The organism is Candidatus Thiodiazotropha sp. AKAK2 (assembly GCF_058244685.1).
The window spans coordinates 23,541-45,250 of record NZ_JBSYOP010000034.1 but is presented as its reverse complement, the minus strand read 5'-3'; the positions used below and the strand labels follow the sequence as shown (position 1 = coordinate 45,250).

Below are 21,710 nucleotides of genomic sequence, written 5' to 3'. Positions count from 1 at the left end.
TTTTTATTATTGCGGCCAGCTGAATTCACAGGTGGTTTCCTGGTTTGCGCAAATGCCCCGAAACCAGGCGCGCCCCTGTGTGGTTTGTCGCTCCGTCTCAGTCAGTCTTTTCAGTGCCAGGGTCTGCGGATTGCGCTGTTTGCCAAGTGAGTAGTCCAGCAGGGCCCATTCACCAGAGCAGGCGATCACTTGCTCGACTCGGCCCATGGAGGTCAGCCAGTCGCCTTTCAGGTCGAGCAGCTTAGGACTTCCGGCATCAGGGTGCTGATGACCGCTACCGGATTGCACCATGAATGCCACCTGCTTGCCGGGTATCCAGCCGATGCCCGGATAAGTGGCTCTCAACGGCAGCTTGCTGCGGTTCGGATCATCTTTCGCACCACGGATCTTCAGCCAGCCCTGCTGTGAGCCGATGATCTGGAACTCGATGCCAAAGTTGTGGCTATCGAAATTGATCACATAGGCGGGCAGTGTGCCGACCACCTGGGCATCTAATTCAGCGGATGCGTGTACTTGCAGGCCATGCTGATCGGTCTCCTTCGACCAGCCCTCAATCCGGCACTCGGTTTCAGTGGTGGGCACCCAGACCTCTTGTGCAGAACTCAATGAAGCGAGAGCGAGGCAGAAGAGCAGGACAGTGGTTCTACTGAATGGTCTGTTGTTAATTATGGTGAGACCTCGGTGAGCAGATAATTCCAGGTGGTCTGCCCCGGATTGGTTCTGATGCTCTCTTCAAAGCGAACATAATCGTTGGGGTGCACGGTTGTACAGCCAGCCGAATCGGTATTGGATCGGCTGCCAGAGTGTATCTTGAATGTACGGTTCAGGTCATCGGTGGCGGCCGGGTTGCTGTTGTCCACATAACCGGTTGCGGCGGTGAAACGCTCAACCCCGCCTTGTCCCCGGTTTACCGCCTCCTGTGTTGGTCTCAGTGCAAAGTCACTGCCGCCGGCCGAGGCTGGATTGCGGTGGGTATCTTCATACATCTGAATGGTCTGTGGTGTGGCCAGTCTGCCCTGGTCACGGATACCGTCACCGGTGACATCCTCTCCGACCGAACGTCTGAACCGATTGTCAGGATGATTGGCCAGATTGGCATCGTATTGTGCCGTGGGCTCGGTTGAAACCTGATTGAACTCCGCTACATGAACGGCGCCATTGGCCTCTCTGGAGATGACGGCGATACGGTCATCGTAAACACCCTGGCCACTGTTTTCCAAGGTGCCGGTCTCAGTGCGTAAGCCGACGATGACAGAGTTGCCGTTGGCCAGGTCATCCTGTGCGGCCTGATCGCCGCGGGTCTGCACAATACTGGCGTAGACATCAAACTTCTGCTGATCAGAGAGTGTTGATGTGTCCGGCATCTCGGGTGGCTGGTTGCCGGCTTCATTGATCTGTCTGATGGCAGTGCCGATCTCTGCAGGGCTGGCCAACAGGTCCAGGCTGTTGTGTGCACTGTTTGGTGAAATCGAGTACTGGAGCTCCGCGCTGACCATCCGGTCGAGTGCCTGCTGAACAGCGGGAGGTTGGCCCTGTTTCTGGTTGTTTAAAAGGGCAACCGCTTCTCCCTGTCTGCCCTGCCTGAACAGATTGGCAACCTCCTGCGCTACAGCCTGGTTACTTCGAACCGGTGAGCTGAGTAGAGTATGGGGCGCCCCGAACAGAGGGTTTGGTGAGCGTGACTGACTGGTGCCAAATGTGGTTGCTGATCCGTTCATGGATAACTCCAGTATCTCAGTTCCTTGATTTACAGAAGTTCTATTCTATGAGCTCCACCCTGGCTTGGGCACTGGGGATTACCCTAGGCCTGTTAGCGCCAGACAATCGTTCGGCTTACTGGTTAAGGTCCACCCAGAGTGTCACGGTTTCCGGTGGCAGGCAGACCTGGTCGTTACACGCCTGAAGCTGTAACTCAACCGGTAGTGTTGTTGGATCGGGCTGATATTTATCGAGCTGTTTCAGCAGAGTTTGTAAGCTGATGTTTCCCCCATAGACAGACAGTGGCTGTTGCTGGAACGCAAGTTTCTCTTGCGTTCCCTTGGGGTAGGTTACCGGCCCCATCTGCCAGCCTTTGACCTGCTCTGCCAAGGTCATGCGGGTCGCAATCAGATCCTTGCCGGTGGGTTGATTGGAGTTGATGTGCCAGCCGTCCGGAATGTGGATCTTCAGGTTCAGCAGGGTTTGCTCTGCCGCCTGGCTGGTGTTGGCTTGAATGCGGATACCACCCTGTCCGGCATAGGCCCTCGAGCCGAGTTCCCCATGCCGGTGATCGGCCACGGCACTCAACAGGTATCCATAGCTGATCGGAGTCGCTTCTAGGGCCGGGGCAAAGCGGGATATCAGGGCATCGGTCTGGTTGCGGTATTCCAGTTCACCGCTACGTTGCCAGAGTCGCTGCAGGCTGTGTATGGCGACAGAACTGCCTGACGGGATGGCGTTGTCTGAGCCCTCATCCTTGGGGCGCCCCATGCCGGTGATGCTGCTGTCGGCCTCATTCATGAAGAAGCCACCCTGCTGCTGATCGAGAAAGCGCCCGGTCATGGCTCCGGCAAGCTCTTTGGCGCGCTCCAGCCAGTGTTGCTTGCCGGTCAGGTCATAGAGGTAGAGAAAGCTCTCTGAAAGATAGGCGTAGTCCTCCTGGGTAGCCGGGATGGAGGACTGGCCATTCAGATGAACCCGCCACAGGTGGCCGGCTTTGTAGCGGTTCTGCTGCCAGAGAAACTCGGCAGCCTTAAGGGCGGCATCCCGATAGCGGCTGTTATCCAGCAGATCAGCAGCCTGGGCAAAAGCGGTGATCATCATGCCGTTCCATGAGGTGACTATCTTGTCATCTCTCAAGGGTGGGATGCGTTTGTTGCGGGTTTCCAGCAGTATTTGGTTGATGTTTTCCAGTTGCGTGAGCAGATCGGTCAATGAGAGTTTTTTCTCATTGGCAAACTCGGCAAGCGTTTGCGGCAGGTGGAGGATATTGCGACCTTCGAAGTTACCGGACGGGGTAACTCCGTAGAGGGCGATTGCCAGGCCCGCCTGCTGCTTGCTGAGAGCGGTGTTCAGTTCATCCTGGGTCCAGGTGAAAAACAGACCCTCTTCACCTTCGCTGTCAGCATCGGTTGCGGAGTAGAATCCCCCGTCCGGTGCCGTCATCTCACGCAATACATAGTCGAGGGTCTGGGTGGCGATCCGGCGAAACTCCTCTCTGCCGGTGATGCGCCAGGCGCCCAGGTAGATACGGCTGAGATGGGCCTGGTTGTAGAGCATCTTTTCGAAGTGGGGCACCAGCCACTCATAGTCGGTGGAGTAGCGATGGAAACCGCCCGCCACCTGGTCGTAGATGCCGCCACGTCCCATATGGTCCAAAGTCACTGTCAACATCTGCAGGGCCGCTTGATCCCGATGGCGTTGTGCTTGGTCGAGTAACAGATAGAGCCAGGGCTCTCTGGGAAATTTCGGTGCCTGTCCGAAGCCACCCTGGATCTCGTCGAAGGTGTTTTGGATGCTCTTTACTGCTTGGGTTATGACCCCCTCATCAAGTGCCTTTGCCTCGCCTCTCAGGCGGTTGCTCTCGGCGACTGCATCCGCCACTTTTTCTGCCTGAGCAATCACATCGTCAGGCTGAGCTTTCCAGAGCTTATTCACCTGCTCAAGCAGCGAGGTGAACTGTTCTGGGGTGTAGTAGGTACCGCCATAGAAAGGTTTTCCCTCGGGGGTGAGGAAGCTGGACATGGGCCAGCCCCCGTGACCGGTCATCAGCATCACGGCAGTCATATAGACCTCATCCACATCGGGGTGGCTCTCCCGGTCCACCTTGATGGCGATGTAGTCCCGGTTCAGCAGGGCGGCGATCGGCAGGCTTTCGAAACTCTCCCGTTCCATCACATGGCACCAGTGACAGGTTGAATAGCCGATGGAGAGAAAGATCGGCTTGTTCTCCTGTCTGGCCTTTTTAAAGGCCGCCTCGGACCAGGGGTGCCAGTCGACCGGGTTATGCGCATGCTGCAGCAGATAGGGAGAATCCTCCAGGATCAGCCGATTGATGTAGCTGGGGGTGCCATCCGCATTGAAATGCTCGGTGCGGGGGCGGTAGCCAATGCCTTTGTCCAGATAGGCCTGATAGAGTTTCTCTGCCATAGACTCGGATCTCTCCAGATGTAGGGTCTCATCCGCATGGCCTGCCGGTTGCAGAACCAGCAGGCTGATAACAATCAATAGAACTCTTGGCATCGGCAGCTCTCACCCTTGCAGCTTTACGGTCTCTATTTCAGTCAGGTTCAGAAGTTCAGGTGGACCTGTCGATCCATCGGCAGACCTGAATCTGCCGCCCACTCCTGGGTGGAGCCGTCATAAAGTCTGGCCTGGCTGTTGCCGAGCAGTTCATGGGAGACGAACCAAGCCAGTGCAGCGCGATTGCCGGTATGGCAATAGTTGATCTGTGCACCTTGCAGGGGCACGTTACCGGCATTGTAGATCTGCTTCAGGTTTTCCAAGCTGTGCAGCTTGCCGCTGCCGTTGACGGTCAGCCAGTCGTAGTTGAGATTGACCGCGCCGGGCAGACTGCCGGGACGCTCCTTGGCGCCACCCTTGTAGATGCCGAGGTATTCCGCGCGGGTGCGGTTATCCACCGCCAAGGCGCCGGAGTTGATGGCCTGTTTAACCGCCTTGGCATCCGGATTCATCTCCGCTCGGTAATTTGCCTTGAAAGTGGCAGGCTTGAGCTGATGATTGCCTTTCTCCAGGGGGTATTTTCGGGTCTCCGCATAGGCGATCAGGCCGCCATCGAGGATTGAGACCTTATCGTGTCCCAGGACCTTGAAACTCCAGTAGACCCGGGATGCCACCGCCATGTCGCCGGCGCTGGCGCCGAGCGGGATAAGCACCACATGGGTTTTGTTGTTAATTCCCAGGGAGCCGATCAGCTTCTCCATGATGGGAACCGGTGGCAGTAGCTTCGGCTGCCCCTTTTTTTCCGTCCGCCAATCACCGTACTCGGTGTTTACGGATCCCGGGATATGAAACCGTAGGTAGTTCTGGTTGCTCTGCAGATCGAGCAGCACCAGGTCGGCGCTACTTTTATTCTGTTCCAGCCACTCGACCGATACCAGCGGTTGGGCCGAGAGGGGGAGGGCGTTAATGAGAAGAATCAGGATGAAAGCAAATCTGTACATAGGGCACCTTGATATCGAGTTTTCACTATGGTGTTGGTTATCGGCAGGAGATTACACCATAAGGCTTGCCTGATCTCCGCTTTAGTGTATAGAGATTGTTTAACGCGACATGCAGAGTCGCCGGGTCAATAATTATGTGATCGGTTTCCTCGGATAAAGTTGCGTCCGCAGCTTTTTACTCCCTGTATCATGATCAGTCAGCCTGTTATGTTGAATAATTCTCGCAATCAACCCGCTAGCTTGATTTGGTTGATTGACGGGGTGGTTTCATACAAAGTTTGTATTCAAGGCCGCATTCTGACGCCAAACCGATTGCGAAAAAACATTCTGCCCCTCTGGTAATCACGGGGCCCTGTGTCAGAATAGTGTGATCATGAAAACTACGATAATTAAGCTGCTCTTGGCCTGGTCGATGTTGTTGCTCTCTGCCGGAGTGACTGCGGATGACTACGCTGATGGGATGACTGCACTGACAAGTGCCGATTACACTGCCGCCTACCGGACATTCAAACGGCTGGCAAAGCGGGACCATGTGGAAGCCCAGTTCCAGCTCGGCATGCTCTATCTGCATGGTCACGGGGTAGAGCAGAATACCCAGCAGGGCGTCAAATGGCTGAAACAGGCTGCAGAGGATGGCTACTACTATCTGGCTGCCAATGAACTGGGTCAGATCTATCTTGCCGGTCAATGGGTGGAACGCAGTGAGACCGAGGCCATTAAGTGGCTGGAACTGGCGACCAAGATAGCCGAGGAGAATGAGGATGAAGCGGAAGACGGCTGTGATTGATCCGCTTACAAGACCATGAAATTCAGCGATTTTGGATTCAAGGAAAACCCGTTTGCCATCACCCCGGATCCCCGTTATCTCTACCTGAGTCGGGGGCATGAGGAGAGTCTTGCCCATTTGATCTATGGTGCCGGTCCGAATGGTGGATTCGTATTGCTGACGGGAGAGGTCGGTACCGGCAAAACCCTGCTGCTGAGAAGCCTGCTGGCCCAGCAACTTGAAGATGTGGAAGTTGCCCTGATTCTCAATCCCCGTTTATCGAGAAGAGAGTTTTTGGCAACCATCTGCGATGAACTCGGTATCTCATACGAAGGGCCCCCATACTCTCTGAAACATCTCAGCGATCGGCTGGCCAAGCATCTGCTGGAAATCCACAGTGCCGGTAAACACACCGTGCTGGTGGTGGATGAAGCACAAAACCTGAGCCCGCGAGTACTTGAGCAGGTTCGCTTGCTGACCAATCTGGAGACATCCCAACATAAGCTGTTGCGCATCATTCTGGTTGGCCAGCCGGAACTGTTGCAGATCCTCGACCGCAAAGAGTTGAGGCAGGTCGATCAGCGGATCACGGCCCGTTATCATCTATCACCCTTGAACCAGGCGGAGACCCGGGCCTATATCAGTCACCGCCTGGCGGTCGCCGGTGAGCGGGAGGACCTGTTCACTCCAACCGCTCTATGGCTGTTGCATCACTACTCGCGAGGCATACCCCGGCTGATCAATACCATCTGCGAGCGGGCGCTGCTGGCGATCTATACCAGCGGCAAACAACGAATCGACGCCCGCATGGTCTGGCGGTCCGCTAAAGAGGTCAAGGGGCGCAAGGCGAAACGCAATCATGGCCTGAAGCTCGGTATAGCGGCCGGTCTGCTGTTGCTATTGGCCGTTGGGGGTGGTTGGTACTGGTTCGATAGCCAGCTGAGCCGCAGTGTGGATGTGAGCGTAAAATCAGAGCCTCAAACACCGAAAGCGGTTGAGGAGCGACCCGCGGAAGAGATCGGTAAATCGCCCCAAAGCCGAGACTTGACTCCTCAGGCTGAGGTCGAGCCACCACAACAATCCGAGACACCGGTTGACGACTCCCAATCCAGTCTGGTGGACCAGCCCGCTGAGCTGTTACAACCGCCATCAGTCGAGCAGCCAGAAGTGTTGCCCCAGCCCCCTCTGGCAGAGCCGCCGGAGATCGGAGGCCCTGAAACTGATGAGGGAAAGGCTGAGATTGCCGCCAGCCCGGATATCGAAGATAAGCGTTCAAGTCCACCCAGAGAGATCGAGTTGGGGAGGCTCTTCAAACAGCCACAGAACAGCTTCAGCAGTTACCAGAAGCTGTTTCAGGTGTGGGATGCCTCGATCAATCTGAATACCGCATCCCATCCCTGCCAACAGGCTCCGGAGTATGGATTACGCTGCTTGAGTGAGTTTGCCGACTGGAAAACTCTGCTGCGCTTGAATCGTCCCCTGCTGATTCGCCTGAAACAGGATGGTCAGGAGCGCCTGTTGTTCCTTACCCATGTGGATGGTGAGTGGTTGTTGGTCGATACCGGTGAGTCCCAGGGTGTGGTCAAGCTGGATCAACTCAAGCGTTTCTGGCGGGGAGGGTTTGTCATGCTATGGAAACCCCATGCCGGGCTGGCATTGATCGGTCAGGGCTCCACGGGAGAGGCGGTCACCTGGTTACGGAGTCGTCTCAGTCTTGTGGATGGCGGAGAGCTGGCCCTGGTAGAAGGGCTGGATCGCTTTGACACGGCTCTCAAGTCCCGGCTGGAGGCATTTCAACGTCAAAACGGTCTCGATGCAGATGGTGTGGCGGGCCAACAGACCCAGGTCTATCTGAATAATCTGCAGTTACCCGCGAGCACCCCGACCCTTGCCGCCAATCCGGTTAGCGGGGCGCGTTGATATGTCGCTGATTCTAGAAGCCCTGAAAAAGGCGGAACGGCAGCATAAACTGGGCAAGGTGCCGGGTATTTCAGCGCAAGCCTCGGAGCAGCAGAGTCCGGGTGGCAGCCGTCTGAGGTGGGGGCTGCTGTCGCTGTTGGGGTTGGCCATTTTGGCGATCGGTCTCTACCTGGGTGGTATCCAGAACAGATCCCAGCCGGATCCCCAACCTCAGGCCAAGGCGACACCCGAGTCGGCCGCTAAAGCCGCTCCGGTCACCGAGCCAATGCGTCCTCCGGGGGAGCTTACTGTCAGGCCGGTAAGCGCCGGTCAGGGTGCAACCACCGTACAGCCGCAACCCGAGGCGGCGCCAGTGGAGACACAGGCACCGCCTGTAGACCCGATGACCCAAGCGGCTCAAACTGTCGATATGCCCAGGCAACCGACTCCCCAGCCCGTGGTGACGGCAAAACCGGTCCAGGCCCCGCCGCCGCCAGCGCCGAAACCACCGCCGCCGAGGGCCATACCACTGCACGATATGCCGGGTGGATTTGTATCCAACCTGCCGGAGATGAATATTGATATTCACAGTTACGATCCTCGCCCGCTGAAACGCTATGTGCTGGTCAACATGGAGAAGTACCGGGAGGGAGACTATCTGGCAGAAGGTCCTTTATTGATCGAGATACTGCCCGAAGGGGTGATTATGGAACATATGGGGGAACGGTTTATTTTCCCCCTGGGAAATCTCTAACCAGGGCCTGCGATGCGGGAAATCAGCGCTTCTCCGGACAGACGGTAGAGTCGGGCCGATGAGCCAGGGGCTGTGGTGTGGCCTGTTGTTCGGTGTTTAGGGTATATTGGTGTTTCACTGAATCGTTTTATGGCTAGGCCCAAGGAACGCAGGATGAAGGAACGAAACATAGGTATGACAGCAGCTTATCTGTTGCTGCTACTGTTACCGCTCAATGCCCAGGCTGTGATCTACAAATGGGTTGACGAGAACGGCAAGGTGCACTACAGCCAATCTCCACCGCCGAAGGGCAGTCAGCGGGCACCCATCGATACCAGCACTTTCTCCACCATGGAGATGCGCAAAGCGCCAAAAGTCTCTCTCACCCCGAAGAAAACGCGCAAGCCGAAGTCCAAGCCACGAAAAAAGCGTGTGGTTAAAACAATCAGCAAACGACCGAATACCCGGAGTACCTGCCCGCTTAAGCGTTGACGAAAGCCTAGTGGGTTCTTGTTAACGGGCCCTAGGAAGCTTTTTTCAGTGGATAGATCGTATTCAGGATATGCTCAATCCCGGGTCGAACCTCTTCTGCGATTGAGTGACAGGTCGCCAGATCCAGACCGGTTTTCTCCAGCGCCGCTGGGTGAGGCGTGTTCAGACCTTCACCTAGCTTGCCATTCCCCATCAGGGCCTCGCTTATCATCACCGCGATATGAACCATTGCGGTCTCCGTCGGGTGGTGTTTGGCGCGTAGTGGCTCGGTATGAAATTCTGTGGTCTCGATGAGACAAAGGGGGAAGCTCCATTGGCGCATCAGGGTGGCGCCGACCCGTGCATAATCCAGACCGATCAGCTCTCGTTCCACTTCCACCAGCGGTTGGGAGTGTTGTCGAGATTGCTGGAACGCCTGCCGGGTCTCTTCTGGTATGCTCTGATGCATGATCAGGTGACCCAGGTCGAACAGCAGGCCGCAGACAAACAGTCGTTCACTGTCTATCAGGCCCATGCGTCTGGCAATGCCTTGGGCAACCAGGCCACAGAAGATACTGCGTCGCCAGTAATCCTGCATGTCAAACTCGATGTCAGCCGGCTCATGTAGCGATTCTGAGATGCAGGTGGCCAGGGTAAGATCATGAATCTGTTGTGTCCCGAGCAGGGAGACTGCGCGAAATACGGTTTCGATCTTACTCGCCAGGCCAAAGTAGGGGCTGTTGATCAGTTTCAGAACGCGGGTGGTCAGGGCCGGGTCGCTGCGGATGGTATCGGCGACATCGTCCAGGCGATATTCCGGCGTGTCGATGATATCCTTTAGCCGGATATAGACATCAGGCAAGGTGATGAGCTTGCAGTCCCGGGTGATTTTTTCCCACAGTGTCGACATAGGTACCTCGTGAACAGATAGTGCTCAACCTCGGTTCCTGTGGGTAGAATCAGAAGGATCTGTTCAGTCATGAAAATTTGACGCCAGCTGTATTTCTCCTGAGGCGTCGAACCCATTATACCAACAATGGTTCAAATTGGTCCGCCTGAAACAGAAAAAGTTTCTTCTATTCCACTTCTCTGGAATCATCGTTCCATCGTCGCTCTGGCGACAGCCCAGACAGTGATTTCAGCCGCGCCGCATCGTTTCAACGCCTTACTCATTTCGTTGATCGTCGATCCGGTGGTAATCACATCGTCCAAGATCGCCACCCGGCTACCCCGCAGGCTGCCATAGACACGAAACGCATGGCGAAGATTGTTTCGCCTCAACCGTTCGTTGAGGTCGGATTGGGCTTTGGTATTGCGGGTGCGTTTCACCAGGCGGTCTTCCAGGGGGATCCGGTAGTGCTTGGCTACAACCCGAGCCAACTCTTGTGCCTGGTTGAATCCCCGTTGTCTCATGCGCTGTTGATGAAGAGGCATTGGCAGCAGTAGATCCGGTGGATTTTGCAACTCACCCAGGCGGTCGATGATCAGTCGGGCGAGCGGTATGGTGAGATGCAGCTGGTGACGGAATTTAAGCTGTGCGATCAGATGGTTGGATGGTGCTTCGTAACGCAGGGCGGTTTGGCATGAAGCATAGGGCAGCTCACTGTTAAGGCAGGCGCCACAGCGGGTTTCAGCGGCTGCGTCGGGGGGAAGTGGCAGAGCGCAGCGGGGACAGGCGTGGCGATTGAACGGCAGCGATTGATAACAGGGGTCGCAAAAACGGCGTCTATGATCGGCATCTGCACCGCAGAGCAGACAGTTCTGTGGGTAGATATGTTTTAGCAGTAGATCCAGCCAATTGGACTTCATCGCTCCATCCATGGATATCGGTGGTTGATCGGGGCGCTCAGTGATCCCTTTGAGTCGCTTTTCAGTCTAACCGTTGCGGTCTGCCCAGTATAGGTAATCGACAGATGTCGATGTTCTGTTGGCGGTGGAATCTGAAAATAGGCTGGAATGTATAAGAATTATACAGAAGTAAACTAAGCAATGTAATCCTGGTTGACTGTTGGCGGTCAATGTTTACCATAGACTCCCCGCTCCCTAATGCAGACTGAATTTGTACAACCTGGTGGATATCATGACCGACAGCCCGCTACGCCATGACTGGACTCTGGACGAGATCGAGGCCCTGCTCGATCTGCCTTTCAACGACTTGATGTTTCGTGCCCAGAGCCTGCATCGGGAGCGTTTTGACCCCAATCAGATCCAGATGAGCAGCCTGCTGAGCATCAAGACCGGCGCCTGCGCCGAGGATTGTGGCTACTGCTCCCAGAGCGCCAAATATGACTCGGGGCTGGAAGCCGAGAAGTTGATGCCGTTGGAAGATGTGGTCAAAGCCGCAGAAGCGGCAAAGCAGAAAGGCGCCAGCCGCTTCTGCATGGGGGCAGCCTGGCGCAATCCAACCGATAAGAACCTGCAGCGGGTGATTGAGATGGTTGAAGCGGTCAACGGCATGGGCATGGAGACCTGCCTGACCTTGGGTATGCTTACCGAGCAACAGGCGGAACGCCTGCGTGAGGCGGGCCTGGATTACTACAACCACAATCTGGATACCTCTCCGGAGTTCTACGGTGAGGTGATCACCACCCGAACCTTTGATGATCGATTGCAGACCCTCTCCCATGTACGTGATGCCGGGATCAATGTCTGTTCCGGAGGCATTCTCGGGATGGGTGAGTCGAGACGGGACCGGGCCAGCATGCTGCGGGAGCTGGTCAATCTGCCGAAGCATCCCGAGTCGGTACCGATCAACATGCTGGTCAAGATCGAAGGCACACCGCTCTCCCGGGTTGAGGATCTGGATCCCCTGGAGTTCGTACGTACCATCGCTGTGGCGCGAATTCTGATGCCCAACTCCTACGTCAGGCTTTCGGCCGGGCGGGGGGAGATGCGTGACGAGATGCAGGCGCTCTGTTTTCTCGCCGGGGCGAACTCGATTTTCTATGGTGAGCGTTTACTTACCACGGACAACCCTGAAGCGGACCGGGACAGAGAACTACTACAACGTCTGGGTATGAAAACCGAGGCGCTGGTCGAGACTGAGGTCAAAGCGGCCAAAATCCCCTGCCAGAAAGCACAGGCCGTTTGAGCGTCCGTTCTCGCCGGTGGCGGGATTTGAAGCACGTAATATGAACGGATTGGCGGAACAATTGAGGCGTCAGCGTGAGGCGGGGCTCTATCGCAGGCGCCGGGTTGTCTCATCGCCACAGCAGACAGAGATGGTTGTCGATGGACGGCCAATGCTGACCTTTTGCAGCAATGACTATCTGGGGCTGGCAAACCATCCGGAGGTGATCGAGGCTCTGCAACAGGCGGCGAACGCCTATGGGGTTGGCAGTGGTGCCGCCCATTTGATCAATGGCCACAGCACGGCGCATCACGCGCTCGAAGAGGAGCTGGCTGAATTCACCAGGCGTCCGAGGGCACTGCTCTACTCGACCGGATACATGGCCAATATCGGTGTCGCCAGTGCACTGTTGGGACGTCACGACTGGCTGTTTGAGGATCGCCTGAATCACGCCTCCCTGGTAGATGCAGGGGCACTCAGTTCAGCCGGGGTGAAACGTTTCCAACATAACGATCCAGAGAGCCTCAGGCGACAGCTTGAATGCTGTACGAGCGGGCAGAAGCTGATTGCGACCGATGGTGTGTTCAGCATGGATGGGGATCTTGCGCCACTTGATGAGTACCAGGCAATCGCCCGCGAACGGGATGCCTGGCTGATGGTGGACGACGCACATGGTCTGGGTGTGTTGGGTGATGCAGGCGGTGGAAGTCTGGCCCATTTCGGTTTGGGTGTCGAGCAGGTTCCGATCCTCATGGGAACCCTGGGTAAAGGCTTTGGCACCTTTGGCGCCTTTGTCGCCAGCAGCGAGGCGTTGATCGAGACCCTGATTCAGAAATCCCGCAGCTATGTCTATACCACCGCCATGCCTTCAGCGGTGGCTGAGGCGACCCGGGTCAGTCTGCGCATCGCTCAGCAGGAGAGCTGGCGTCGGGAAAGGCTGGCTCAGCTGATCGGCCGTTTCCGCCAGGCTGGTGAAGCGATGGGCTTACCCTTGATGCCATCGGCTACGCCGATTCAGCCCCTGCTCACCGGCAGCGCCGAGCAGGCTCTGCAGTGGAGCGGGCATCTGGAGGCGAAAGGTATCCTGGTGACTGCCATCCGACCACCGACAGTCCCCGAAGGTCAGGCCCGATTGCGTATCACCTTCAGTGCAAATCATACTGAACGACAGCTCGACAGATTGTTGGACGCGCTGCAGAGTCTATCCCCGGAGCAGACATGAAATTGGGTGTGGAGACGCTTGGCCAGGGCAGAGAGCTGGTGATGTTGCATGGCTGGGGGATGAACTCGTCGGTCTGGGTCGACTTCGCCCAACTGCTGGCCAGACACTACCGGGTCACGCTGATCGACCTGCCCGGTCATGGGCACAGTCCCTACGCCGGACAAGAGCGGCTCCAGAGCTGGGCGGAATCCTGCCTGGAAGTGGCGCCGCAGCAGGCGATCTGGCTCGGTTGGTCACTCGGTTCGATGGTGACGCTGGAAGCGGTGCTGCAGGCGCCGAAGCGGGTCAATGGGGTATTGGTGATTGCCGGTATGCCAAGATTCGTTAGCGCTGAAGATTGGCCGTATGCCATGAAATTGAAAACCCTGGAGCAGTTTATCGATCTACTGGGTGATGATATGAGCCGGGCGTTGGAGCGGTTTCTGGCCTTGCAGATGCTGGGCAGCGATCTGGCGGTGGAGGTGATACGGGGTCTTAAAACCAGGCTGCAGGAGCGTCCCGATCCCGATCCTGAGGCATTGCAGGCGGGGCTCGAGTTACTCAAGCATTGTGATCTGCGCGAGCGGCTGAAGGGGATCTCCTGTCCTACCAGCTGGATCTATGGCGGTCGGGACACCCTGGCGCCGAGTGGTGCATCGGAGATACTCCAGCAATGGTTGCCTGACGCCAGTACCCATACCATAGCGCGGGCCGCCCATACCCCCTTCCTCTCCCATCCTCTGGAGACTGAAAAATTGGTGTTGGAGAGCCTGGAGGCGATGCTATGAGTGTCGAAACCGCCACGACGACGATCGACAAGCGTCAGGCACGTGCCGCCTTCTCCCGTGCGGCTCCCCATTATGATGAGGTGGCCGAGCTGCAGCGAGAGATCGCCAAGCGGATGATCGAACGTCTCGCCTATATCCGCCATCAACCCGAGGTGGTGCTGGATGTTGGTGCCGGAACCGGGGATGCCACCCGTGCGCTGGATAAACACTATGCGAAATCCCGGATCATAGCGCTCGACTTCGCGCTGCCGATGTTGCAGCAAGTGCGCAAACAGGGGGGCTGGTTTAAACGGGCTCCCTGTATCTGCGGCGATGCGGAACAGCTTCCCCTGGCAGATCACTCTGTGGATATGATCTTTTCCAATGTGGCGCTGCAGTGGTGTAACGACCTGGCGGGAACCATGCGGGAGTTCCTGAGAGTGCTGCGACCCAATGGCATGTTGCTGTTCTCAACCTTTGGTCCCGACACTTTGAAAGAATTGCGCGCCAGTTGGTCAGCGGTGGATGGTTACAGCCATGTTTCACCGTTTGCCGATATGCACGATGTCGGGGATGCGATGTTACATGCCGGGCTGGCCGAGCCGGTTGTGGATGTGGATCGAATCTCGCTCAGTTACGATGACGTGCCCTCCCTGATGCGCGATCTGAAGACCCTGGGTGCGCATAACGTCACCGCGCAAAGAGCAAAAGGGTTGACCGGAAAAGGGCGGATGCGCGCCATGATTCAGGCCTACGAGCAGTTTAGGCTTGATGATAAACTACCGGCCAGTTACGAAGTGGTCTACGGCCATGCCTGGGCTCCGGCAGAAACCGGAGTCGCTGCGGCGTGTCGTGTTCCACTGCATCAATTGGATCCCCGGGGCAGGTAGTAAGAAAGATGGCTGGTCTATTCATAACAGGTACGGATACCGGGTGCGGCAAGACAGAGGTGACCCTCGGTTTGATGCACAAGCTTCAACAACAGGGTGAGCAGGTCGTGGGGATGAAACCCATCGCCTCGGGAGCAGCGGATACCGATCAAGGACTGCGTAATGAGGATGCATTGCGCATCCAGGCGCAGGCCAGTCTTGAGCTACCCTATCAACAGGTCAATCGATTCGTTTATCGGCCAGCGATCGCACCGCATCTGGCCGCTCTTCAGACTGGTGAATCGATCGACATCGCTGACATCGTAGATGGCTATCAAAACCTTGCCGAGGGGGCTGAGCATGTTCTGGTGGAAGGGGTTGGCGGATGGCATGTGCCGCTTGGCGAACAGGATACGCTTGCTGACCTGGTGCGTGCATTGGAGCTGCCCGTGGTGATGGTTGTCGGACTGCGTCTGGGTTGTCTGAATCATGCCCTCATGACCACTGAATGCATGCTCAATGCAGGGGTCTCGTTTGCCGGCTGGGTAGCCAATCAAGTGGAACCGGAAATGGCGGCTAGAGAGGAGAATCTGGCTACCTTGAGAACCTGGCTGCCCGCCCCCTGCCTTGGTGAGATTCCCTATCTCGAAGAGCCGAAACCTGAGGTGACTGCAGGATATCTGAGTGATCTGTTGTGCGATCTGGCCGGTCTGTCCGTTGGCCACTGTAGACAGGGTTGAGCTCCTTAAAAGCGATCTTCAGTGGCCGGCTTGATCACCACTTGCTATTGAACTTTCTAAGCAAATCCAGCGCATCGTCTGCGTTCACCGGTGGGCTGAACAGGGTGCCCTGTATCTCGTTGCAATCATATTGTTCGAGAAACTGTCGTTGAGCTTCGGTTTCCACTCCTTCGGCAACGATCTTCAAATCCAGACTTTTGGCCAGCGAGATGATGGCTGATACGATGGTTTGCGTCTGATTATTGGGTAGCGTGTTGTTGAGGAACTCCCGGTCCAGTTTGATGCTGTTGATCGGCAGTTTCTGAAGATAGTTCAGGGACGAGAAGCCCTTGCCAAAGTCGTCCAGGGCAAAGTTGATTCCAGCCGTATGCATTTTATTCATCACATCCTTACTGTGTTCGAAGTTTTTGATCAGCGTGCTTTCGGTGATCTCCAGTTCAATCAGTGATGGCGGTATTTTTCGTTTTGAGCAGACGCTGAGAAATTTATCTGCCAAAGTGCTGTCTCTCAATTGCACCGCAGACAGGTTTACCCCCAGCATCAAATCCGGGAATCCCTTTTTGTGTAAACGTCGCATATCAGCGCAGGCTTTTTTGAATACCCAAAAGCCCAGCTTGTTGATCAGGCCGGTATGTTCCGCAATCGGGATGAACTCATCCGGGGGGATATAGCCGACCTTTGGATGGGGCCAACGGGCGAGTGCCTCAAGGCCAACGATGTTACCGTCATACAGACTGAACTTGGGTTGATAGACAAGCTCGAACTGTTGATGGTAAATCGCTTTGGTAAGTTGGGTCTCCAGCCAAATGCTGTGGAATGCCTTGCGGTTGATCTCCCTGGAAAAGAACCGTATGTGGTTGCTGCCCGGTTCGTCTTTCGCCGAGCGTCTGGCGGTGGCAGCCTTTTGCAGCAACTCATTTGGCGTTTCATCATCATGGGGATAGATCGCAACACCCATGCTGAATGTGATGAACAGCTCCTGGTCATCAATGTACATGGGTTTTTTGAGATGACTGAGAATCCGGTGAGCAACCCAGGTCACCGATTTGACCTCCTCGAGATCTGAGAGGATCAGGGCGAATTCATCCTTGTTGATGCGTGAGATGTTGGGTGAGTCGTATTCGATATGCTCATCCACAACAGCAATGGTATCGGTCTTGCGCAGGGATTCGATGAGACGTTCCGCAGTCAGCTTGAGAATTTGGTCGCCGGTTGCAACTCCCAAAGCCTCATTGATCCGGGAAAAGCTGTCAATGTCGACCGAGATGATTGCGGTTAGTTTGTTGTTACGTTCGCAGCGCGCCAGCTCCTGACTGATACGATCATTGAAGATATAGCGGTTTGGCAGACCGGTCAGTTCATCTTTGCCCTGCCGTCTGATCATCTCCTGGCGGTTAAACTCGAGCTCCGACTCAAGATGTCCGACGACATCCTCAAGTCGCATTATTTCTGAATGCAGATGACGTTCAGCCTCTGTCATCTCTTTCCAGTCGGAATCGGTCAACAGATGGCTGCCAGTAGTCGTCTCTTTGCCCGTCTTATGCCTCAATTGCGGCGTCCAGTTAATGATACAGTTACGTCCCTGCTGTTTGGCTTCGTAGAGGGCGCAGTCTGCGTTGTTTATCAGCAGCATGGAATCCTCGACCTCGGTCTCCAGGGCAGCCATGCCGATACTGGTTGTGACAGTTTGCGGATTGGTGAACAGGGAGTGGCACTTCTGTTGGATATCCATGCGCAAGCGTTCGGCGATCGACCTGGCTTCATCCATCGTGGCATTGGGCAGTACGATGGCAAACTCATCCCCACCATATCGACCGACCACGTCTTCCGGCCTTGAATTGCTGCTGAGTATTTCGGAGACATACTTAATGACCTTGTCGCCATTGGCATGTCCATAGTGGTCATTGATGAATTTGAAACGATCGATATCCACCATGATGAAGACCAGCGACCGGTTCAGGGTCTTTGCCTCTTTGAACAGTTGGTCAAACTTTTTAAAGAATGCTCGGCGGTTCAGGCAGCCGGTCAATGAGTCCCGGGTTGCCAGAAATTCCAGCTCAACGGTTTTATTCCGCAACGCTTTTTCGGAGTTGCGTAGTTTCAGTAGTGCTGACTTGAGTTGTCGATACTGCTTTTCAAGTTCAGTCATATCATCGAAGGTTGCCAACACCCCACGGATCTGACCGTTGTTATCGAAGATCGGCGCACTGTTGACTGAAAAGGCTTTTTCGCTGCTCTCTTTCAGGGACAGTCGAATCGGCACCCCGGTGACCTGCTCACAATTGTTGAGACTGATATGCCAGGGGAGCTTCTCGATCTTGTCCGTGTCTTCCCTGTGTTTCCATGGCAGGGCATCGGCATTGCTGTCCAGCAGGTTTTTGAAGCTTTCACCAATCTTGTGGCAGAAGGAGTCGTTCGCCAGAATGATTCGGTGCCGGTGATCGAGAATCAGCAACCCCTCAGACAGGGCATTGAATGCGGCTCTGACCCGTTCCGGAATGACGCTGGATGAGTTCAGGCCGAGGCTGTACTTATCGCTGAAAAGCAGATAGAGGATCACACTGGCAAGCAGTGTCCAGAGGCATACGATCGTGATCTCGATGGCGGTCCAGTCAGACTCCGTGTTGATTACCATATGACTCACCGACAAGGTGCCAACAGTATCGCTACCGGCGCCAATGGGCACCTGAATCAGGTCTGTCTGTAGAGAACTGTCGGAGTGAGGTGCGACCGCTCTCTGCATCTCCCCTTCAATGGTTTCTATCACGAGTGAGGTTATGGCGGGATGGTCGGAGACACCTTTGGTCAGCACCGCCAGTTGTGCCGATTGGTTATAGGTAGTGATCAACGGATGGAGCTGATCAGCCAGGTTTTCGGAATAAGCCTGTAGCCTCTTGCCTGGTTGGGTTTCCGCTGCTGGAAAAAAACCGGACATTTCTGCAATCGTCAGCAGCATCAGGCATAACATCAACACTGCGATGAAAACCTTGGCGGGGAGATGGGAGTGTTCGGGCATAGGGTTTAAGCTAATCCATGCTCTGAAATCTTAATGCATCAGTTTCGGTAAGCAGCTTAGTACTCGAAACAGAAGGTTACCTTAGGCTGATCTATAAAGCTTCTTTCAAATGTAAAATCTCTTTCTGCCATTATACCCTCACTAGGCCAAGGCCCAGGAACTCATTTCCCGGCTCTCTTCCATGATGCCCGGCAAACGCTTTTCTGACCCATTCATCCGGATCTGTTGGGAATTAAAGGATGATCCTCTATAAATCCAATCTAAAGATGATTCCCTTCTAGTAAGAATCGGCCGGGGCTTGGATAGCTTTAGAGCGTGGTAGTGGTTACCAGGGCGCTATAAACATCCGCCAATCTTGTTGGTTCGGCGGATGGCAGGGTTTACCGATGCTGGGTTATAGGGCCTATAGGGCAAGCTGGGACTTCAGTTTTTTCATCGCTCCCTGCTCAATCTGGCGGATGCGTTCTGCTGAAACCTTAAATCTGTCTGCCAACTCATGCAGGGTGGTTTTCTTATCACTCAGCCAGCGTGCTTCCAGTATCTGCCGACTTCTCTCATCCAGATCCTGAATGGCGCTCATCAGCTTCTGTTTCATCTGGCTCTCGCTGTCCACCGCTTCGAGTATCGAGGCGGGCTCCATGCGCATGTCGCTGAGATAGCCGGCGGGTGTCGGTGTTACCTGCTCATCGCTCTCCTGGCTCGGACCGTCAAACGCGATATCCTGACCGGAAAGCCTGGACTCCATTTCCAGTACGGTTTCAGGTTTCACGCCCAGGTCCTGGGCGACGCGATCGACCTCTTCCTTGGAGAACCAGCCAAGGCGTTTTTTGGAGCTGCGAAGGTTGAAGAACAGTTTGCGTTGCGCCTTGGTGGTTGCCACCTTGACGATGCGCCAGTTCTTAAGAATGAACTCATGAATTTCGGCCTTGATCCAATGCACGGCAAAGGAGACCAGTCGGACCCCCATGTCCGGGTCAAAACGCTTGACCGCTTTCATCAGGCCGACGGTACCCTCCTGGATCAGGTCGGGCAGGGCCAGTCCGTAACCACTGTAGTTTCTGGCGATACGGACAACGAAACGGATGTGGGATGTGATCAGGGCCTGGGCCGCCTGAAGGTCTTTCTGATCACGCAGGCGAACCGCCAATGAGTGCTCCTCTTCGGCACTCAGCATAGGCAGCTGAAAAGCTGCGCTGATGTAGCTATCCATGTTACCCGTGGGCAAGGTGGCCAGTGCGATCTCTTTACTCATGCAGGTTACCCCAGTTTGCTTGATGTAGAATATTAGCACTCTCTATGCAGGAGTGCCAATAACTGACCATTCTGACCGGTTATGGGGTAGAAAGTTCAATAGGGTATGTGTGGTTTTATGTTCGACTATTCAATTAGTTAGTGCGCTAGCTTGGTTCAATCGCGCTCAAGTGGCGGCCGACTGCAAGCCAGGAGCCGGTCAGGCCCAACAGGGCGCTACCGGATAGCAGTACCAGGACTGTGATTGGGTCGAGTGAGCTTAAATCGAATGAGCTCTGGTAGAGCTGGGCCAGCTTGGCGATGGGACCGCTGAGCAGAATCAGCGACAGGGCAACCAGAAACCAGGCGATCAGCCCGCCGAACAGGCCATACCAGAATCCGGTATAGAGAAAGGGTCTGCGGATGAAAGCGTTGGTGGCGCCGATCAGCTTGGTGATCTCGATCTCGGTGCGGCGGTTCTGGATCTCCAGCCGGATGGTGTTTCCCACGATCAATAAAACCGCCATGCTGAGTAGGGCCGCCAGAACCACCACGGCCCGCTGTGCGATCACGGTGATGGCCTGCAGGCGTCTGACCCATTGCAGATCGAGTTGAACAATATCCGCCTCCGGCAGCAGTCGTAACTCCTGGGCGAGCTTCTCTGCTGTCTCCGCTGTGGTGTATTCAACTTTCGGCTGAATTACCAGCAGATTGGGCAGCGGGTTGCTATCGAGGGCCTGGAGTGCGTCCGCATAGCCGCTGAGACGTTGAAACTCTTCGAGTGCCGTTTCACGATTGATCAGCTCGACGGTTTCAATACGTGTGTGCTGACGTAGTGTCTCAGCCAGGGAGCGGGCTTTATCGTTGCTGATATTCTGATCAAGAAACAGAGAGATACTGGCGCCGCTCTCCCATCCGCCACTGATCGTGTTGAGGTTGCTCAGCATCACATGCAATCCGACCGGCAGCGCCAGGGCGATGCCGATAACCGCACAGGTCATCAGGGAGGAGAGGCGATTCCCCACCAGTCTGCCGAGGCTGGAGAGGGCGACCTGGGCATGTCTCTGTAACCAGATTCCCGGCATTGAAAGGAGTCGAGACTTAAGTGACATCCCGGTACTCCGTCTTGGTGTCATGACTCAATGCGCCGTTGGCCAGTGTCAGGATGCGTCGATTCATACTGCTGACCAGGGCCAGGTCATGGGTGGCAATGAGCAGGGTTACCCCGACCTTGTTGAACTGAGAGAAGAGCTCCATGATCTCTTTCGACAGTTCCGGATCCAGGTTGCCGGTGGGCTCATCTGCCAACACCAGTGGCGGTTTGCTGACCACCGCCCGGGCAATACCGACACGTTGCTGTTCACCACCCGAGAGGGTGATCGGGGCACTCTTCTCCTTATGCAGCAGACCAACTTTGTCGAGGGCGGCCCGGACCCTTCTGCCGATCTCTTTATGACCCAATCCGGAGACCACCAGGGGTAGGGCCACATTGTCGAATACGGTGCGGTCGTGCAGCAGGCGATGGTCTTGGAAAATCATACCCACCTCTCGGCGGTGGTAGGGGATCTGACGGTTCTTCAGCCGGGTCAGGTTGCGGCCATTGACATGTACCTGTCCGCCACTGGAGCGCTCCAGCAGTCCAATCAGTTTCAGCAGGGTACTTTTGCCGGCTCCCGAATGGCCGGTGAGAAAGACCATCTCTTCCGCGTCGATGCGCAGATTGATGTTACTCAGTCCGGTATGTCCACCCGGATAGCGCTTGCTGACATTGTCAAAGTGAATCAAA

General features: G+C 55.6%; 19 protein-coding genes. 9 read left to right on the top strand and 10 right to left on the bottom strand.

The window, feature by feature from the left end; genetic code table 11:
• Positions 1 to 6 precede the first annotated feature (6 nt).
• The 4 genes from AC4IE8_RS17120 to AC4IE8_RS17105 all read right to left on the bottom strand — a co-directional run bounded on the left by AC4IE8_RS17120 (position 7) and on the right by AC4IE8_RS17105 (position 5,162).
• Entirely contained in the window at positions 7 to 582 is a 576-nt protein-coding gene (locus AC4IE8_RS17120; protein WP_490791533.1) for an SH3 domain-containing protein, read from the bottom strand.
• A gap of 83 nt (positions 583 to 665) precedes the next feature.
• Positions 666 to 1,718 (bottom strand): hypothetical protein, encoded by a 1,053-nt coding sequence (locus tag AC4IE8_RS17115; protein WP_068987568.1) that lies wholly within the window; start codon positions 1,716 to 1,718, stop codon positions 666 to 668.
• A gap of 115 nt (positions 1,719 to 1,833) precedes the next feature.
• Positions 1,834 to 4,221 carry a DUF255 domain-containing protein gene (locus AC4IE8_RS17110; RefSeq protein WP_083225866.1) on the bottom strand — a complete coding sequence of 796 codons (2,388 nt, stop codon included), beginning with the start codon at positions 4,219 to 4,221 and terminating at the stop codon, positions 1,834 to 1,836.
• A 47-nt stretch (positions 4,222 to 4,268) separates the two neighbouring features.
• Positions 4,269 to 5,162, bottom strand: coding sequence for a sulfurtransferase (locus tag AC4IE8_RS17105; protein ID WP_490791532.1), 894 nt, complete (start codon positions 5,160 to 5,162; stop codon positions 4,269 to 4,271).
• A gap of 373 nt (positions 5,163 to 5,535) precedes the next feature.
• Between AC4IE8_RS17105 and AC4IE8_RS17100 the strand changes: the two genes are divergently transcribed.
• From AC4IE8_RS17100 to AC4IE8_RS17085, 4 genes are all read left to right on the top strand, one after another.
• Entirely contained in the window at positions 5,536 to 5,949 is a 414-nt protein-coding gene (locus AC4IE8_RS17100; RefSeq protein ID WP_490791531.1) for a tetratricopeptide repeat protein, read from the top strand.
• A gap of 15 nt (positions 5,950 to 5,964) precedes the next feature.
• The gene (locus AC4IE8_RS17095) at positions 5,965 to 7,848 is read left to right on the top strand and encodes an ExeA family protein (RefSeq protein WP_068987571.1); all 1,884 of its coding nucleotides are present in this window, start codon (positions 5,965 to 5,967) and stop codon (positions 7,846 to 7,848) included.
• A gap of 1 nt (position 7,849) precedes the next feature.
• Positions 7,850 to 8,581: a general secretion pathway protein GspB gene (locus AC4IE8_RS17090; protein ID WP_068987572.1), complete on the top strand. Its 732-nt coding sequence runs from the start codon at positions 7,850 to 7,852 to the stop codon at positions 8,579 to 8,581.
• A 153-nt stretch (positions 8,582 to 8,734) separates the two neighbouring features.
• The gene (locus tag AC4IE8_RS17085; protein WP_490791530.1) at positions 8,735 to 9,052 is read left to right on the top strand and encodes a DUF4124 domain-containing protein; all 318 of its coding nucleotides are present in this window, start codon (positions 8,735 to 8,737) and stop codon (positions 9,050 to 9,052) included.
• Between the two features lie 31 nt (positions 9,053 to 9,083).
• Here the strand turns inward: AC4IE8_RS17085 and AC4IE8_RS17080 are convergent, their stop codons facing one another.
• Both AC4IE8_RS17080 and AC4IE8_RS17075 read right to left on the bottom strand, forming a co-directional pair.
• Positions 9,084 to 9,941: an HDOD domain-containing protein gene (locus AC4IE8_RS17080; RefSeq protein ID WP_490791529.1), complete on the bottom strand. Its 858-nt coding sequence runs from the start codon at positions 9,939 to 9,941 to the stop codon at positions 9,084 to 9,086.
• Between the two features lie 185 nt (positions 9,942 to 10,126).
• A complete protein-coding gene (locus tag AC4IE8_RS17075; protein ID WP_490791528.1) occupies positions 10,127 to 10,840 on the bottom strand; it encodes a double zinc ribbon domain-containing protein in 714 nt (237 codons plus the stop codon).
• A 271-nt stretch (positions 10,841 to 11,111) separates the two neighbouring features.
• Here AC4IE8_RS17075 and bioB point away from each other — a divergent pair, with 271 nt between their 5' ends.
• From bioB to bioD, 5 genes are read left to right on the top strand one after another with little or no spacing between them, the layout of a single operon-like run.
• On the top strand, positions 11,112 to 12,122 hold the full coding sequence (gene bioB / locus AC4IE8_RS17070) for a biotin synthase BioB (RefSeq protein ID WP_490791527.1): 1,011 nt from the start codon (positions 11,112 to 11,114) through the stop codon (positions 12,120 to 12,122).
• 40 nt (positions 12,123 to 12,162) lie between these two features.
• Entirely contained in the window at positions 12,163 to 13,323 is a 1,161-nt protein-coding gene (bioF, locus tag AC4IE8_RS17065; protein ID WP_490791526.1) for an 8-amino-7-oxononanoate synthase, read from the top strand.
• Complete coding sequence (gene bioH / locus AC4IE8_RS17060) at positions 13,320 to 14,090, top strand: pimeloyl-ACP methyl ester esterase BioH (RefSeq protein ID WP_068987577.1); 771 nt, start codon at positions 13,320 to 13,322, stop codon at positions 14,088 to 14,090. The genes bioF and bioH overlap by 4 nt, the downstream gene beginning before the upstream one ends.
• Positions 14,087 to 14,959, top strand: coding sequence for a malonyl-ACP O-methyltransferase BioC (gene bioC / locus AC4IE8_RS17055; RefSeq protein ID WP_490791525.1), 873 nt, complete (start codon positions 14,087 to 14,089; stop codon positions 14,957 to 14,959). Before bioH ends, bioC begins: the two co-directional genes overlap by 4 nt.
• Positions 14,960 to 14,967: 8 nt before the next feature.
• Positions 14,968 to 15,678, top strand: coding sequence for a dethiobiotin synthase (gene bioD, locus AC4IE8_RS17050; RefSeq protein ID WP_068987579.1), 711 nt, complete (start codon positions 14,968 to 14,970; stop codon positions 15,676 to 15,678).
• Positions 15,679 to 15,712: 34 nt separating this feature from the next.
• On the opposite strand, the gene AC4IE8_RS17045 is transcribed toward bioD, so the two are convergent.
• From AC4IE8_RS17045 to ftsE, 4 genes are all read right to left on the bottom strand, one after another.
• Entirely contained in the window at positions 15,713 to 18,694 is a 2,982-nt protein-coding gene (locus tag AC4IE8_RS17045) for a diguanylate cyclase domain-containing protein (protein WP_068987580.1), read from the bottom strand.
• A gap of 403 nt (positions 18,695 to 19,097) precedes the next feature.
• Positions 19,098 to 19,946 carry an RNA polymerase sigma factor RpoH gene (gene rpoH / locus AC4IE8_RS17040; RefSeq protein ID WP_068987581.1) on the bottom strand — a complete coding sequence of 283 codons (849 nt, stop codon included), beginning with the start codon at positions 19,944 to 19,946 and terminating at the stop codon, positions 19,098 to 19,100.
• 145 nt (positions 19,947 to 20,091) lie between these two features.
• A complete protein-coding gene (gene ftsX / locus AC4IE8_RS17035; RefSeq protein ID WP_068987582.1) occupies positions 20,092 to 21,036 on the bottom strand; it encodes a permease-like cell division protein FtsX in 945 nt (314 codons plus the stop codon).
• Positions 21,026 to 21,709, bottom strand: a complete 684-nt coding sequence (gene ftsE / locus AC4IE8_RS17030; RefSeq protein ID WP_068987583.1) for a cell division ATP-binding protein FtsE — start codon at positions 21,707 to 21,709, stop codon at positions 21,026 to 21,028. Before ftsE ends, ftsX begins: the two co-directional genes overlap by 11 nt.
• Between the last annotated feature and the right edge of the window lies 1 nt (position 21,710).

Coding starts and splice junctions, on each gene's coding strand:
- AC4IE8_RS17115 (WP_068987568.1), bottom strand. CDS start 1,718: ATGAACGGATCAGCAACCACATTTGGCACCAGTCAGTCACGCTCACCA.
- AC4IE8_RS17110 (WP_083225866.1), bottom strand. CDS start 4,221: ATGCCAAGAGTTCTATTGATTGTTATCAGCCTGCTGGTTCTGCAACCG.
- AC4IE8_RS17105 (WP_490791532.1), bottom strand. CDS start 5,162: ATGTACAGATTTGCTTTCATCCTGATTCTTCTCATTAACGCCCTCCCC.
- AC4IE8_RS17100 (WP_490791531.1), top strand. CDS start 5,536: ATGAAAACTACGATAATTAAGCTGCTCTTGGCCTGGTCGATGTTGTTG.
- AC4IE8_RS17095 (WP_068987571.1), top strand. CDS start 5,965: ATGAAATTCAGCGATTTTGGATTCAAGGAAAACCCGTTTGCCATCACC.
- AC4IE8_RS17090 (WP_068987572.1), top strand. CDS start 7,850: ATGTCGCTGATTCTAGAAGCCCTGAAAAAGGCGGAACGGCAGCATAAA.
- AC4IE8_RS17085 (WP_490791530.1), top strand. CDS start 8,735: ATGAAGGAACGAAACATAGGTATGACAGCAGCTTATCTGTTGCTGCTA.
- AC4IE8_RS17080 (WP_490791529.1), bottom strand. CDS start 9,941: ATGTCGACACTGTGGGAAAAAATCACCCGGGACTGCAAGCTCATCACC.
- AC4IE8_RS17075 (WP_490791528.1), bottom strand. CDS start 10,840: ATGAAGTCCAATTGGCTGGATCTACTGCTAAAACATATCTACCCACAG.
- bioB (WP_490791527.1), top strand. CDS start 11,112: ATGACCGACAGCCCGCTACGCCATGACTGGACTCTGGACGAGATCGAG.
- bioF (WP_490791526.1), top strand. CDS start 12,163: ATGAACGGATTGGCGGAACAATTGAGGCGTCAGCGTGAGGCGGGGCTC.
- bioH (WP_068987577.1), top strand. CDS start 13,320: ATGAAATTGGGTGTGGAGACGCTTGGCCAGGGCAGAGAGCTGGTGATG.
- bioC (WP_490791525.1), top strand. CDS start 14,087: ATGAGTGTCGAAACCGCCACGACGACGATCGACAAGCGTCAGGCACGT.
- bioD (WP_068987579.1), top strand. CDS start 14,968: ATGGCTGGTCTATTCATAACAGGTACGGATACCGGGTGCGGCAAGACA.
- AC4IE8_RS17045 (WP_068987580.1), bottom strand. CDS start 18,694: ATGCCCGAACACTCCCATCTCCCCGCCAAGGTTTTCATCGCAGTGTTG.
- rpoH (WP_068987581.1), bottom strand. CDS start 19,946: ATGAGTAAAGAGATCGCACTGGCCACCTTGCCCACGGGTAACATGGAT.
- ftsX (WP_068987582.1), bottom strand. CDS start 21,036: ATGTCACTTAAGTCTCGACTCCTTTCAATGCCGGGAATCTGGTTACAG.